13 protein-coding genes and 2 pseudogenes are annotated in these 14,348 nt (G+C 48.0%); 6 read left to right on the top strand and 9 right to left on the bottom strand.

Annotated elements, in window-relative coordinates; genetic code table 11:
* Positions 1–168 precede the first annotated feature (168 nt).
* The 4 genes from L0M14_RS28525 to L0M14_RS28510 are packed head-to-tail and all read right to left on the bottom strand — an operon-like array spanning position 169 to position 6,981.
* Positions 169–2,028, bottom strand: coding sequence for a sensor domain-containing diguanylate cyclase (locus L0M14_RS28525; RefSeq protein WP_235119771.1), 1,860 nt, complete (start codon positions 2,026–2,028; stop codon positions 169–171).
* The gene (locus L0M14_RS28520) at positions 2,025–5,921 is read right to left on the bottom strand and encodes an ATP-binding protein (RefSeq protein WP_235119770.1); all 3,897 of its coding nucleotides are present in this window, start codon (positions 5,919–5,921) and stop codon (positions 2,025–2,027) included. Before L0M14_RS28520 ends, L0M14_RS28525 begins: the two co-directional genes overlap by 4 nt.
* Positions 5,921–6,631 carry a hypothetical protein gene (locus L0M14_RS28515; RefSeq protein ID WP_235119768.1) on the bottom strand — a complete coding sequence of 237 codons (711 nt, stop codon included), beginning with the start codon at positions 6,629–6,631 and terminating at the stop codon, positions 5,921–5,923. The genes L0M14_RS28520 and L0M14_RS28515 overlap by 1 nt, the downstream gene beginning before the upstream one ends.
* Positions 6,577–6,981, bottom strand: coding sequence for a hypothetical protein (locus L0M14_RS28510; RefSeq protein WP_235119767.1), 405 nt, complete (start codon positions 6,979–6,981; stop codon positions 6,577–6,579). The genes L0M14_RS28515 and L0M14_RS28510 overlap by 55 nt, the downstream gene beginning before the upstream one ends.
* A gap of 339 nt (positions 6,982–7,320) precedes the next feature.
* Here L0M14_RS28510 and L0M14_RS28505 point away from each other — a divergent pair.
* From L0M14_RS28505 to L0M14_RS28485, 5 genes and pseudogenes are all read left to right on the top strand, one after another.
* A pseudogene (locus L0M14_RS28505) lies at positions 7,321–7,575 on the top strand (DNA/RNA non-specific endonuclease); the annotation flags it as partial.
* Positions 7,576–7,727: 152 nt separating this feature from the next.
* Positions 7,728–8,060 carry a winged helix-turn-helix transcriptional regulator gene (locus L0M14_RS28500; protein WP_235119765.1) on the top strand — a complete coding sequence of 111 codons (333 nt, stop codon included), beginning with the start codon at positions 7,728–7,730 and terminating at the stop codon, positions 8,058–8,060.
* A 182-nt stretch (positions 8,061–8,242) separates the two neighbouring features.
* Positions 8,243–8,971, top strand: a complete 729-nt coding sequence (locus L0M14_RS28495; protein WP_235119764.1) for an NAD(P)-dependent oxidoreductase — start codon at positions 8,243–8,245, stop codon at positions 8,969–8,971.
* Between the two features lie 18 nt (positions 8,972–8,989).
* The gene (locus tag L0M14_RS28490; RefSeq protein WP_235119763.1) at positions 8,990–9,442 is read left to right on the top strand and encodes a DUF2269 family protein; all 453 of its coding nucleotides are present in this window, start codon (positions 8,990–8,992) and stop codon (positions 9,440–9,442) included.
* 221 nt (positions 9,443–9,663) lie between these two features.
* Complete coding sequence (locus L0M14_RS28485) at positions 9,664–9,990, top strand: hypothetical protein (protein WP_235119762.1); 327 nt, start codon at positions 9,664–9,666, stop codon at positions 9,988–9,990.
* On the opposite strand, the pseudogene L0M14_RS32290 reads toward L0M14_RS28485, so the two are convergent.
* The 4 genes and pseudogenes from L0M14_RS32290 to L0M14_RS28470 form a co-directional block, all read right to left on the bottom strand.
* A pseudogene (locus tag L0M14_RS32290) lies at positions 9,971–10,645 on the bottom strand (IS4 family transposase); the annotation flags it as partial. The gene L0M14_RS28485 and the pseudogene L0M14_RS32290 sit on opposite strands and share 20 nt — an antisense overlap.
* Positions 10,646–10,690: 45 nt before the next feature.
* On the bottom strand, positions 10,691–12,328 hold the full coding sequence (locus tag L0M14_RS28480) for an MDR family MFS transporter (RefSeq protein ID WP_235119761.1): 1,638 nt from the start codon (positions 12,326–12,328) through the stop codon (positions 10,691–10,693).
* Positions 12,329–12,522: 194 nt separating this feature from the next.
* Positions 12,523–12,678, bottom strand: a complete 156-nt coding sequence (locus L0M14_RS28475; RefSeq protein WP_235119760.1) for a hypothetical protein — start codon at positions 12,676–12,678, stop codon at positions 12,523–12,525.
* Complete coding sequence (locus L0M14_RS28470) at positions 12,659–12,997, bottom strand: PadR family transcriptional regulator (protein ID WP_235119759.1); 339 nt, start codon at positions 12,995–12,997, stop codon at positions 12,659–12,661. The genes L0M14_RS28475 and L0M14_RS28470 overlap by 20 nt, the downstream gene beginning before the upstream one ends.
* A 17-nt stretch (positions 12,998–13,014) precedes the next feature.
* Here L0M14_RS28470 and L0M14_RS28465 point away from each other — a divergent pair, with 17 nt between their 5' ends.
* Positions 13,015–13,428, top strand: a complete 414-nt coding sequence (locus L0M14_RS28465; protein ID WP_235119758.1) for a hypothetical protein — start codon at positions 13,015–13,017, stop codon at positions 13,426–13,428.
* 527 nt (positions 13,429–13,955) lie between these two features.
* Here L0M14_RS28465 and L0M14_RS28460 read toward each other — a convergent pair.
* A complete protein-coding gene (locus L0M14_RS28460) occupies positions 13,956–14,294 on the bottom strand; it encodes a hypothetical protein (RefSeq protein ID WP_235119757.1) in 339 nt (112 codons plus the stop codon).
* Positions 14,295–14,348: the final 54 nt, after the last annotated feature.

Here is a 14,348-nt window from a genome sequence, read left to right as displayed (position 1 = left end):
ATTTGCCTCAACAGACTTTTATACTAAACGAGAATCATTTTCCAAGTCAACCCATTTTATGCATAATATATAAATTACATCCAAAAAAAGATGACCCGCATTATCCCTTCGGATACGTGGATCATCCTCCTCTTGCTGATCTTCATGCATTAGCGCTATGAATTACACCTACACATTCCCATGCGATAAAATATGCAGCGTCACGCAATTCCTGCCCTTTGCTTTGGAGGCGTAGAGCGCGCTGTCCGCCAGCTTGTACATCGCTTCATTCGTAAATTCCCCTGCTTCCATCTTGGCGACCGCCACGCCTACGGAAACCGTCACATACTCGCTCCGGTCGTTCTTCTCATGCGGAATTTGCAGAGCTTCAATGCTTTGTCTGATCTGCTCAGCCAGGTCATAAGACCCTTTCGGGGAGCGTCCTTTGCTAAGAATGCCGAATTCCTCGCCGCCTAGCCGGAAAGCAAAGTCGGATTCCTTCCGGAGCTGCCCTTGAATAGCTGCGCCAATCTTGCGAAGCACTCGATCTCCTTCGTAATGACCATAAGTGTCGTTGTACTTCTTGTAGTAATCAATATCCAGCAGAATTAGGGTCAGCTCGCTCTGCTTTCGGACTGCCCGCTTCAGCTCGCGGCTAAACAGCTCATTAAAATACCTGCGGTTAAATAGACTGGTCAGTTCGTCCGTAATGGAGAGCTGCTCGATCCGCTTCTTGTCCGTAATATTGTGACCGATGAAGGTGTAGCCGGAGACCAGATCGCCTGCGATGACGGGCTCCATAATCAAGTCCAGCCATAGGATACTGCCATCCTTTCTCCTCTGGAGCAATTCCCCTCTCCAGCCGTCCCCTTGTATACTGCTTATCGCAAATTCCTTATGCGCTCCGCCAGGATTGCTCGATGCCCTCATTAAGGTATGCCTACTGCCCAGAAGCTCCTCTCTGCGATATCCGGATAGTTCGCAGAACTCCTCGCTGACCAGGGTGATGATGCCATGCGGGTCTATCTGCACGATTACGACATTTTTATCTACGATATCAAAATAACGATTCAGCTCTGCGTTCTTATGCTCCAGCTCCTCGGTTCGCTCAGCCACTAACTGCTCGAGCTTATCCCTATGCGTCCGCAGCTCCTCCTCCGAGCGCTTTCGCTCCGTAATATCCTTGACGGCAACAAGAATGGCGGGCTTACTAAGGTACTGAATAGCTGTTGCTTTGAAGATAGCCGTGATCTCCTTGCGGCCGTCGCTGTAACCGAGTCGTACCTCATACTCCAGCGATGGGGCCGCATTAGCTAGAATCGTATCATGATGGCTTTGCACCATCGCCAAATCGTCCGGCGTCATGAATCTCTCCAGGCTCATGTCCGTCATATCCGCCGCCGCATACCCGAGCATCTGCCCCATGGCTTCGTTAACAAAGACGAATCTCCGATCTTGAATAATCGCAATCCCATCCATGAGATAATTGATCAGGTCGCGGTACTTCTCCTCGGATTTCTCCAAATCAGTGTACAAGCTGGCATTCTCCAAGGAATAGACCATCTCTCTGGACAGCAGATCGATCATCTTCAGCCTTTCCTTGGTGAAGGCTCCTGTGACCAAATTATTTTCCAGATAAATAAAGGCCGTAACCTTATTCTGATTCATCAGCGGCATGCATAGGACCGATTGAGGCTGCCTACTCATGATGTACGGGTCATCGGCAAAAGGTGTCTCATCCGCCGCATTATTATAAATAATGGTCTCCCCGCTGGCTGCTACCGCTTGGAGGACTGCCTTCGGATACTCATGGAAATCTGAAATATCGTATTTTCTTACGGTAATCTCGTCCTGCTCCGACTCGTACCCGCCTGCCACCAGCGATGTCGAGCTTGTATTCATCAAGATGCAGCCGCGCTGCGCCCCCGCATTGACGATAACGATCTTCATCAAGGTACGCAGAAGCTGATCCAGGGAGATCTCTTTGGAGATGGCCTGCGAAGCCATAATGACCGAATGAATGTCTATATTCTCAATCGAGGTGCTCAAAGTTCTTTCCGCCAGTAGAGAGGTCCGGTTAACTCCCCCAGATAAGCTGGGTACTCATGTTCCAACTGACTGACCTTCCCCTTGGCTCCCCACACCGAGTAGGAATAAGCCGCCTTTCGCAACAGGAATCCCGCCATCTCTCCTAGTCCCCGGGCGTCATAATACTTGGCTGCCAGCTCATTGGTGAGTGCTTTATACCTGATGAAGCTGCGCTTGCTGCCGGCTTGGATGGCGTTATTGTAGTGCCGCTCCGCTGTTTCATCCGTGCTGAACAGCCTTGCGAACTCAGCTTGCATCAATTCATACTGCGTAAGGAAGTTTTCCGGGCAATGTAACGCCCACTTCTTCATACGCCCTAGCTCCTTCTGCATCCGTTTGCGCGCTTGTACCCTTTTCCTTAAGGTGAAGCTAGGGTAGCAGGCAGCTAAACTCAAGAACGTATACAGCGAGAATTCTTCCATAAAAGCAGACCCTGCCAGGGTGCCGATATGTTCATAGGCTTTTTCGATATAAGGCAGCGCCTGCTCGTAGTGCCCGTACATGTAGGACAGCTGAATCTTTGTTATATAGTAAATCGCGATGCCCGAGTAGTATTTAGCCTCCGTTAACTCGCTTAGATACTGCGCCTCACTGAACGTATCGTCGTCCAGCGACAGCGGGTTCTCCCATTCACCGGCCAGACATCGGAACTTTTGCCTTGCCAGCTTAGCGGTTGCCAGTGCTTCCTTGTACTTCGTATTCTCGATCATCGAAATGCTTCGAGCGCTTTCCTGCAGATATTGCTCAATCTCCATGGAAGGATTCCATAAATTCATATAGTAGCACGCGTGGGCTAAATACAATAAATCACCCGACATGAGACTGGAGTCGATAGCCATCTTATATCTCTGCTCCAGCGTGTCCCACGAATAGCTCCAGCTATGGCAGAAGAGCGTGTACAGCACGTAGACAAGGCTTCGCCACTGTAGGTCACCAAACTTCTCATTCAGATCAACAGCAAGCCGGCCAAAATCCCGAGCGCCCTTGAGATCTCCCATACCGGAGAGCAGGATGGCATAGCCGATATAGGCGCCGGCGGATTCCGGACTGTTGCCGTAACGGGCCGACAGGTACGCCTTCTTCAAGACAACCCAGCCAAATAGGTTCTGCTCGCCTGATATAAAAGCGGGAGGAATAAAGCTGACCAACAGCCTCATCATCATCTTGATCCGTTCATCGGTTACCTCCGGACCCTCCAGAAGCTCCTCCGTCGTTCTGCCCCTCAGGCTCAGCTTAACCTTCACGAGCTGCCGCAGCACGGAAGCCATACTGACTTTGCGCGGAACAGGCAGCCCTAAAGTCTTTAGTCCCTTTTTCCCGGCTTCAATAGACTCTTTCATCATTCCGAGATACGTATAGTGATTGGATTGCATTTCGTAGACCGAAGCCAGCACAAGGCTGCTAGAAGCCTGATGGATTAAGACGCTGACAGCCTGATCAGCCGCTTCAATGCGATGTGTCAAATAGGAGCACTCCGCATACAGTCTGTAAATCAGGAAGGTTTGGTCGTAATCCGTCTCCCAGGCTTTCGCCGTCAACAGGGTCATCGCCATTCTCAAAAAATCCAAAGCCATCGTATACCCGTACGTCAACTTAGCCCGTTTTGCCGCGCGCACATAAATATCAAGAAGGGCATCCCGATCATCCTGCTCAACGATATACTCAATTCCCAGGCTCATATGGTTGGCCACGTCGATAACAGCCGTTTCCAGCTCCTGCGGAGTCAAGAAGTCCAGCAGCTGCCGGCCGATGTGAAGATGCAGCCTGCTCCTCGTTTCAACCTTCAACATTTGGTAGAGCGCCTGCTGGATTTTATCATGCTGGAAAGCAAACTGCACAGAAGGCAGCTCTTCGGACCCTGCCGCGAGCAGCTGATAGTGATCTGGATCTAAGGGAACCAAAATATCCTCATGAACGGCATGAAGCAGAGCCTGGGTGACAGACACGTCGTCCCCTCCACTGAGAAGAGGGAGCAGCTTCCATTCAAAACGTTGCCCGATGACGGCCCCTAAACTCAGGATCGCTTGATGCTTCTCTGGGAAACGCCTGATCTTGTCAATTAAGTAATCCACGATGTTATCATTTACCGTCATCTCGCTGATCTTCGCCGCATCCAGCTGCCAAGCACCTAGACGGTCATTGAAAGCGATCACGCGGCTCTTATGCAAATCCTTCATGACCTCGTTAATAAAGAACGGGTTCCCCGTCGTTTTTACATAGAGCATATGCCCCAGCTCTTCGGCTACCGAACCTTCACTGGAAGCGAGTGTAGCCTGTACTAAGTCTTGGACATCTTGAACGCGTAAATGGGGAAGTGCCATATACCGTACATTATGACGTTGTTTAAGCGCTTCAATATTGGGCTCCGCAGGATGCCCGTTCGCTAGTTCATTGTCCCTGTAAGAGCCTATTACAAGCAACCTCTTCAGCTCAGCATTGCCCGCCAGCCTCTCCAGGATTTGAATGCTGGACATGTCCGCCCACTGAAGGTCATCCAAGAACAGGACCAGCGGTTTCTCATTGCCGATCACACACTCTATGAACGAAATCAAGGCTAACAAAAACCGGTTGGACTCCTCTGTAGGGTTCAAGGGCTCGATCTGAGGCTGGACGCCAACCAGCTCCTGAAGCTCGGGCATCATGTTGGTTAGCAGTCCTGCATGATTGCCGAGGCGTTGACTTAGAGCCATTTTAAGCTCCGTCAAGTCCCCTCCGCCCTGAAGCATCTGTGCCAGCAATGTGCGGAAAGCCTGCAGCATCGCGCTAAACGGGACGCTCTTATGATACTGCTCAAACTTGCCTTGTATAAAGTAACCCTGCTCCTCCGAGACCGAGGTCTGAAGCTCATTGACAAGCGCCGTCTTCCCTACACCCGCTTCACCCGAAACCAGCACCAGCTGCGCCTGCCCGCTTATACTCTCTCTGAAAGCAGCTTGCAGTTCCTGGAGCTCTTGATCCCGGCCGTACAGCTTCTGCGAAATGCGGAACAGGTGGAGACGATCCTCCTTTCCGATCGGAAAAGGGTCCTCGTGCGCGCGACATTTCTGCAAATCGGCCTTGATGCCGTATGCACTTCTATATCTGTCCTCGGGGGATTTCTCCATCAGCTTCATAATGACATCGGACAGGGTCTTAGGGACCCGCCCCTTTGTCAGTTCATACGGAGACGGCGGTTGCTTCGCAATAATGGAATAAATCTGCTCCATGACCGTGCCTGAGGTATGAGGCTTCACACCTGTAAACATCTCATAGAAGATGACACCGAGTGAGTAGAAGTCCGCTCTGTAATCGATGCTCCGGTTAATTCTGCCGGTTTGCTCCGGAGCGATATAGGGCAGTGTCCCTTCAATCAGCCCTGCATTCTGGAACGTCTGCTTCTCCTTGACGAACTTGACGGACAAATCGAAATCGATCAACTGCACCTGTCCGGTCTCCTCGTTCCAGATCAAATTCGAAGGTTTCAGATCCCGATGGATGACTTGATTGTCATGAATAGCTCCCACGATTTCGACCATTTGGATAGCTAGATCCAGCATGGTATCCTGATCGAGCGTCCTACCGTCCAGTATACTTTTCAGACAGCGCCCCTCGATATCTTTGAGCACAATGGCGTAGAGGCCGCCCAGATCCTCGAGTTTTACCGGCTGTACAATCCCTTTTACGTTCCTGCTGAGCTCCGAGAGGATCTGATATTCCTTTCTAAATTTCAGCACTTCCTCATAGGTTGAGGCTTCCGCATGTAACGCTTTGATAATAACCTTCTCTAACGTGTTTGGATCCTGACACCGATAGATAGCCTTATGTCCATTATCGGAGATAACCTCCAGCACTACATAATTTGAGCCTTTCCACATTATGAATTCCCCTTCGCTGCAGCTTCCTCTGTAAGTTCAAAACTGGGGTTAAACTTAAATACATAAGCAGCTGTCAGCCACATAATCCAGCAGTTCACGCCGAAGAATAAGTAACCGAAGTAGCCCAGTATCGGCATTTCCGAGAAAATATGAAACTTGTCCAAATAAGGCACCGAGTACTTCCAATAATTTGGATTCGTCGGCAGATCATCATGAAACCACTCACTCCCAAAGTTCCACATTTCCCAGAAGAAGCCATTGAAGAGTGTGGCAATTGCGATTAGCAGCAGCGGTGACCAATTCCCTTTCTTAAGCGGTGTAAACGGCGTCCAAAAGCCCGTCAGCCCCATCGCAGCGGAGATCAATGGCACCAAAGCTACCCAAAGCACCCAAAAAAGCAGGAACGGATAATACCCCATGGCAAAAGCCAAGACCAGTCCAAGGACATAGAAGCCAATAAGAACCTTATTCGATACCTGGAGCTTAGGCCCGCTGCTGTATCTGTTTTTGAAGAAGGGAATAGTTTGCAGCAGCAGGTACCACTCCACAATGGCAGGTAGCACGGTCGTATAGGATAAAGAAAACCAAAAGATATTGCCGAAATTGGAAAATACGTGCCCGTTCGGGTAGTACCAATTCTCCATCACGAAGAAGTTCAAATATTCAAAAGCAAACCAGCTGAAGCAGGAAACAACCGCCAACAGCTGCATGACCGCAGGCTTCTTAGAAACAAGGGAAACGCCTCCGTTTCGCTTGTACACAATTCCATCCAAAATGAGAATAAAAGCCCACCACAAAGGACAAAGGTGTACGCTTCAGCTGCTTTAAGCACATCAAGGCGTGCCCACATCATAAACCAGCAGATGAACAGCACCGGCAAACTCCACCAGAACCAGCTAGGATAACCGGCGGCGGGAACAGCTTTTTTTACCGGAGCTGTCTTCTTAAAGCCAAACCATCCGGGAAACACAAGAAATACGGTAATAGCAAGCGCCACAATGGCGCCAAAGACAAAGTAAACCAAACTGAAACCCGGATCTTGGACCGCTTCCTGAGCCAAAAATTCTCCGTAACCCGGGGAAGCCCTTTCCACTTAGCCAAACTGCCCAATAACGGGAGAAGAAAAATCAACATAAACGTAATAATTAAAAAGACTCGTTTCTTCATTCGCCCTACACCTCATTCGTTAATCCGCTTATTTTTCTATAGCAATTCGTCAAATGCTGACAATATTCCTTTATTTTAACTAGGTAAAAAAGCCCATGTTTTTGTTCCCATCCTAAGTTGAGGTCCTACGTAAACCTTTCTCGACACAGGCTACATGCTAAGAAGAAGACGCGGTGTGATGATGGTCGATGCGCCCATTTACATACTGCTTTTCGCGCCGTACCGATTTTATAATTTGTCTGGGCATCGTGAACCTAATGTCGTAGTGGATATTGGTTACAGGGACCGTGAATACTGGGCATTTACAAACGAACACGGGCAACTAGTGCGTGTCATTGCTGACAAAATCACTCTACAAGATGACAGCGAGTCTGTCTCATCATCTGGTAGATATTGCTCTGATGAGGCAAAAGTCCCTGGGGTTGAAAGTGACGAATTAGATGAAGGAGACGTCATTGCTGATTCTCTCGGAGGGGTATCGAATGCTTAGATACAACGAGTTCTAACACAAAATCATGGTGAAGGAATTAGGACAGTAGGTCGATTTCATGATTGACTTGATTGCCTCGCTAACATAGAATTTTATTATGTTAATTTCAGGAAATACACTTCCTTCTTAAGTAAGGGGATGATTCGTCAATGATTCATCAGCGTGAATGTCCCGTCGAGACGCTTCTTCATGTTTTAGGCGGTAAATGGAAGCCTATGATTTTATGGCATTTGTTAGAATCCAAAAAGAGATTCAACGACCTGGAAAAGCTAATTCCCGATGTTTCGCAAAAAATGCTCTCGCAACATCTCCGAGATTTGGAACGAGAAGGCATCGTCGACAGAACGGTCTATCCAGACGTCCCCCCAAGGGTAGAATATTCGCTTAGCGAATATGGCATAACCTTGATTCCCGTAGCGGAAGTGATGTGTGCTTGGGGAGAAAATCATAATAAGCGGAAATATGAAGAGTCAGCGTTATAGAGCTGGTTCAAACAACAGGCTGCCATGGATCCCGGGCAGCTTTTTTCTTCCTGCGGCCTCACTACTTAAACTTACTTTTAAGTAAGTACCCTACTTTAAAGTGGGTTCTTAACAACGTTTTGGAGCGATGCTAAGCTTGAATTAACCAAATATTAGGGTTCATTCAAGAGGAGGAACGAATAATGAAAATGATTGTTTTTGGAGCGACGGGGAATACCGGGAAAAGAGTGTTGGCTCAGGGGATAAAAATGAGGCATGAAATAACCGCATTCGTGCGAAATTCCGAGAAGCTCTATGAGCAGCTAGGGGAGCATTACGCAAAGCAAGTAAAGGTGATAGCAGACGATATTTTGGACCCGGTGAGTGTCGGTGAGGCGCTCGCGCATCAAGACGTCGCTATTCTTGCAGCCGGCCATGCGGGCCAGGGAGAAGAGTTTATACGTATGGTTGATAACATAATCAGCCAATGCGAATTCCAAACCAGCTTCTCCGGGCGGGTATGGATGATGGGAGGAGCCGGTCTGCTGGATATTCCGAATACGGATCTTATCGGCAATCATTTACCCGGCTTTCCACTTGAGTATAGGAATCACAATTGGAATTTCGAAAGGCTGCAGCGGACGCAGCTTGATTGGTCCGTTATGTGTCCGGGCACAATGATCGATTCAAGCGAGCTGCCGGCTCCGGTTCATCTGCATGTAACAACGGAGATTTTGCCTATTCCGATGCCGGAGACGATCAAGAAATATTCCGAGGCAGATATAGCCGGTTACTTGTTCAGCCGATTTCAAGAGCTCAATGTAACGTATGATGATGTCGTAGCATGCATGTTGGATCATCTTGAACTCGGAGGGGCATTTAAAAGAAAAAGGGTTGGTCTAGCCTATCAAAGCCATAGCACGATACGCTAGGGGAAGGGGGATAAAGGCTTGTTCGGATTACTGCTGGTCGTTCATATATTCGCCTCGATCGCCGTCATTGGCCCTGCATTCGTAATGCCTATCATCAGAAGATCTGCTAGAACCGTCGGCCAATTGCACTTCGCTTTAGGGGTGACTTCCAAACTTACCATTATACTCAAGATCGGCGGAACCGTACTCATTTTAACCGGTGTCTGCCTTATGATCATAACTAAGATGGGATTATCCCAATTATGGCTCAATACAGCCATACTGTTATCGCTCTCCATGGTCGTCATGATCGATGGATGGATTGAGCCGCGTGTGAAGAAGATCTTTAAGCTTACTGCCGAAAGCCAGGACCAGAGTAAGGAAATACCCGCCGAATTCAGATTATTGATAAAAAAGATCGTACCCATTGAGGCAGCAGCACAGCTGCTGATGATTGCCATATTGGCGCTTATGGTCGTTAAGCCATTTTAATAATTGATTAAAAAAAGCCCTTGCAAGAGGGCTCAGACTGTTGAGAAAGTCTCAACAGTCTATTTTAATATGAGTTCTGATTGACTGACTTCGTTAAACTACTGGCAGGATAACGCAACGACTCTAATAAAATGGAATATTAAGTGAAACCATAGAAACATTCCCATGTTTACTGCGTCAATTAATAAAAGGGATAATAATTGGATGGGGCTGGTAATTTTATGAGTAAGGTAAAACGTGTTAGTTTGATTATTAGTTTTGTTGTTGCAAGTATTATTTTTGCAGGTCTAGCTACAAAATCAATAATACCTGTGAAAGATAGTTCTTCTTCTGTTTCGTCACCAAGGAAAATATCTGAAGGAGAAATGAAAAAGCTAAAGCAAGAAACAGATTTGATTACAACTAAGTTTGGAAAATTCAGGCGTGTTTCGTCCGAACAGTCATTTAAAACTTCTGAAACGGCATATGATTTGGATTCTGTTAACGAACAAACAAAGGTATTAATTTTAGATGACTATGACGGCGTATTCATAACGAGTAAAAATTAATGTCATGAGAAATTGGCAAATAGACCTTGATGTAACTGGGTAAACCGGCAATCCAACCCTGGAGTTGACGCTTTATCAATTTCGAGATTCTCTTACCTACCTTTGAGGCAACTTCATTCATCAGTTCGACTAATTGTTGAAGTGCAACGATCCAGTCCATCGTGCCAACTTCGTCGCACAGCAAATAGAACAGACCTCCAATGGTCCGTTGGTCCGTGCTCTGGCGATGCTGCCAGGCCAGCAAAATGTAACGAGCAAATACAATCTTTGTATGGCTGATGAGCAGATCGTAAGATCGCCCTTGAAACTCTCTCTGCAGACGGCTCTCGCATGCGCATTTCCTGAATCAGTGGAGCATGCGTGAACCGACTGTCCATAAGCGCGTAGGGTGCGGATAAGCCGGCTGTAATAGCGCGTTCAGCTTGGCGGCGATATTCGCAGGTGCGCTTTGCAGGGCTTCTTGCCGACCCTTGTAACCTGAAGATCGTTTATCGATTCCCTCGGCGACCCCATTGATGTAGGAATTGTTCGAACTACGAAGAGCGAAGTCAACCGGAACGAAGGAATGCCCATCCATCCAGCCCATGGTTAACATACGAAAGCCTTTGTAGTACGCCCCTGTGGCATGATCTTTAAAGCGTGTTTGTAAAGTTATTGTAAAGAATGAATGATCACTTCGTTATATGAAAAAAAGCAGTCCTCAGACGAAATTGTCTAAGGAAGCCGCTTTTGAAAGTAAAGTCGTAATGCTCCTGATGAGCCATAGCCTGTGGTTATTACCTCGCATGCAAAAACACCGGCTCGGGCCGGTGTTTAAACTGTTAGGAGTTCTGGGTAACAGGTACTGCCGCTTCTTCCTCAGACTCCCGCTTCGTGAGGACTTCTTTTTGAGGAACCAGCAGACGAAGAAGGCTGCAATGATGAAGCCCAGCGAGATGTAAAAGATATGTTGGAAGGACCCTACAAACACGTTCTGGACTTTAAGCAGAATGTCTGGGGACAATCCCGCCGGAATGCCTCCGGTAGCGATCGTGTCGGACGTCCCTTCCGGAAGCTGACTTGCCATGCCGGATACGCCGTTTCGAATGTTCCTTGCGAGCAGGCTTCCGAAGATACTTAGACCGATTGTAGCGCCGAGCGACTGGAACAATTGTACCGTGCCGAGCGCCACGCCGCTGTTTTCTTTTTCGACGGACTCCTGCACGATTAAATTATCTCCGCCGAACAAGGCGCCAATGCCGAGACCGAGGATAAAGAAGGCCGCGATAATGAAATAAATGGTCGTATGCACGCTAATTTGCGTCAGAAGGTAGACACCGATGACCGGCAGCGCGAAGCAGACAATAAACAAAGTTCGATAAGGTATTTTTGTAATCAGAAATCCGTTGATGATACTGGAGGGGATAGCTCCCGCCATGAACGCCAGCATGAGGTACCCGGATGCCGTTGGGGTCAGCCCCATGACATTTTGCGCGAAGAATGGAAAGGTGGCAATGCCGCCCATGAGCCCCAGCATCATAATGAATACAAGCGTGGAGAGTACCACGACATTACGGTTGCGGAACAGGCCTAGCGGAATGATTGGCTCCTTAACCCTGGACTCGATACGGATGAAGACAGCGACCAACAGTGCAGACAGCACAAGCAAGGCGATGATAACCGGCGAGGACCAGCTCAGATTCTGGTTGTCGATCAACACCGGCGCAAGCAGCAGCGACAGCAGAGCCATTACGAGTGTTCCTGCACCTGCCCAGTCGATACTCCGTCTCTCTTCCCCTTTGGTTTCACGCATTCCCATAGAAAGCACAGCCGCAGCGATGAGCCCAACCGGAATGTTAATTAAGAACACCCAGTGCCAATTAAAATGACCTACGAAATAACCTCCGACTGTGGGACCAAGCAGCTGAGGCAGAATCATCATGGGGCCGAACAGACTCTGAATCTTCGCCCGCTGCTCAAGCGGATACGTTTCCCCGATAATGACGAGCGCGAGCGGCATCAGACCTCCGGCACCAATCCCCTGTATGCCCCTGCCCACCAGCAGCATGGCCATGGAAGGCGCCAGCCCGCATACAATCGAGCCGGTAATGAACAATGCCATGCAGCTCAGATACACCCGTTTGCGCCCGTATAAATCGGCAAGCTTACCTAGAATGGGCATGGCGATGGTCACGGCAAGCATATACACTCCCGCTACCCATCCGTATAAAGATAATCCGTGAAGCTCGCGAATAATTGTGGGCATAGCTGTCGAAACCACCGTTTCATCCAGCTCTGCGAAGATCAGACCGATTAACAGGCCGGTCAGCACGAGCGATTTATTGTTCTTTTTCTCCACTGGTTATAACCTCGTTTCTTTCATAAAATGCTATCCTTACCACCTTCATTAGCGTAATCTCCTTTTATAAACTGGATATAAACTCCATCTGACATTTGTCTGATATCATACGCCCCCTTTTTTCTCTGATGGCAGATTCACTGATAAAACGCGTTTCGATCAGAGGGTCCATTCCGGATCAAGGGAACAAGCCGCTAGGTGCCTGCTTTGCCGGCCAGCTTCTCCCGAAACAGATCCAGTATGCTGCTGCACCATTCAATAGATGCTTTCTCAAATCGAATGCCCATGTCAATCACGGCAATGGTCGAAAATAACGGATTGTCACTCTCGTTAGCTTCCCAAATCAACAAGCCAAGAGCTATATTGCTTAAGCAAAAACTCCATCTGAAAGGACTCTGGTTCACTTGGTTCTACCACCCATTCTTTCAGCTTTTCGAGTCCTGCATCCGTAATCTTGTAAATCTTCTTGGCCGGGCGATACGACTCCCGCTCATGAGCATGCAGCTCCACTAGTCCCTCCGTCTCCAGTTTAGCAAGAACGGGATACAATTGATTGTTATTAATTTTGTAAAACGGACTTATCCGGCCGTTCATCTGCTGCTTGATATCATAGCCGCTCAGCGGCTCCCTGGCTAAAAGGCTCAGCATGACATATTGAATGGTGTTCATAAGTAGACCTCTCCTTTATGAAGATGGGCAGCCAGCATAACGGGGGCCGGAAAATTCCGCCGGCGGCTTACGAAGGAGCCATACAAGGCATGATGAGCCAGCACACCGGCGTTCGCTGGGCCGTTGAGAACGGCATGTTCACCTTCCAAGCGAACTCCATTCTGGAGTTGGTGGAAAAAACAGAGCCGTTCTGTTTGACAGGCATAGCAAGCTTGATTCAATGCCCGACGCTCGTCTGCAAAGCGGAAGCGGATCATTTCTTCGCCGGCCAGCCTCAGCGTCTATTTGATGAGCTCACTTGCCCGAAAACGATCATGGCATTCACCCAAGAGGACGGCGCGGAGGAGCACTGCCAGATGGGTGCGCTGCAGCTGTACAACCACCGTCTTTTTGAATGGCTGGATCACGTGATGAACGTTGTCCCGCGGTAGGAATAAGCACATATCTTAGATGTGTTGCTGCTCGGACAAATTAGGCATGAATTGCATGAAATGATACGGTTTCCTGCATAAATACTCCAAGATGTTGCTGACCGAGAGATTCAGCTTAATTGTTCAAAGGGTGCCTTGGAGACACTTCATAGGGAAATCTGCGTCTAGACGTGACAACGCCCCCCAAGTGTCACTCTTCGCCCATCTGCAAGACCTTGAGGAATAAAAAAAGATGATTCCTGTGCAATTCAATGCAATTCAGGAATCATCTCTTAAGTTCGGCCTAACTCTTTTTTCAGTAAAAAATAAGCACTGACGCAATCGTTGATGCTTTTTATGCGAAAGATGAAGTTCTACGTGCCATGTTATTTCTAGCTTCACGCATTACGTTCTCATCAAATCTGATACGATCATTCTCGACTTTATCGAGTAGAGATACTATGTATTCATATTGATTTTGATCAATCTTACCTTCTGCTAAAGCTTTTTCGCAGTCAGTTTCACAAATGGAACTTGATCAATTGTTATCATAAATACCACTTTCCTCGTACACCAATATTAACCAACTGCAGTTGGCGTTTCAACGTTTTTTTCTGTTGTTCGAAAATACTTAACATGTGTTCTTGAATAACTCCCTCGATAATTACGGCGTATAGAATAGCAACATTTACACAATCTGTAGGCATGGGATCCACACCATCAATGGTCAAAACTCCACAACGATGGCTGCCACCAGCTACTATTTTCATATCGGATGCAAGTGAATCGAGCATCCCCTTTCCATAATCGAAAAAACCTTGCAAGATCACTCCTGCAAGGCTTACTTCTAAGGATTCATATAGTCTTTCTGCACCTTTCCATTTCAATGCCAAGCTTCTCGTTTGGCTTCAGCCGGTTAGGGGATTTTGCTACTGCTATTG

It is taken from the genome of Paenibacillus hexagrammi (genome assembly GCF_021513275.1).
Classification (GTDB): Bacteria; Bacillota; Bacilli; order Paenibacillales; family NBRC-103111; genus Paenibacillus_E; species Paenibacillus_E hexagrammi.
Note: the sequence above shows the minus strand (reverse complement) of the source record. Positions and strands in the feature narration are given on the sequence as shown.

What these genes read in the sequence shown, in the direction of transcription:
- L0M14_RS28500 (WP_235119765.1), top strand. Translation starts at nt 7,728, where the DNA reads ATGATTCATCAGCGTGAATGTCCCGTCGAGACGCTTCTTCATGTTTTA.
- L0M14_RS28485 (WP_235119762.1), top strand. Translation starts at nt 9,664, where the DNA reads ATGAGTAAGGTAAAACGTGTTAGTTTGATTATTAGTTTTGTTGTTGCA.
- L0M14_RS28465 (WP_235119758.1), top strand. Translation starts at nt 13,015, where the DNA reads ATGAAGATGGGCAGCCAGCATAACGGGGGCCGGAAAATTCCGCCGGCG.
- L0M14_RS28495 (WP_235119764.1), top strand. Translation starts at nt 8,243, where the DNA reads ATGAAAATGATTGTTTTTGGAGCGACGGGGAATACCGGGAAAAGAGTG.
- L0M14_RS28520 (WP_235119770.1), bottom strand. Translation starts at nt 5,921, where the DNA reads ATGTGGAAAGGCTCAAATTATGTAGTGCTGGAGGTTATCTCCGATAAT.
- L0M14_RS28515 (WP_235119768.1), bottom strand. Translation starts at nt 6,631, where the DNA reads ATGCAGCTGTTGGCGGTTGTTTCCTGCTTCAGCTGGTTTGCTTTTGAA.
- L0M14_RS28470 (WP_235119759.1), bottom strand. Translation starts at nt 12,997, where the DNA reads ATGAACACCATTCAATATGTCATGCTGAGCCTTTTAGCCAGGGAGCCG.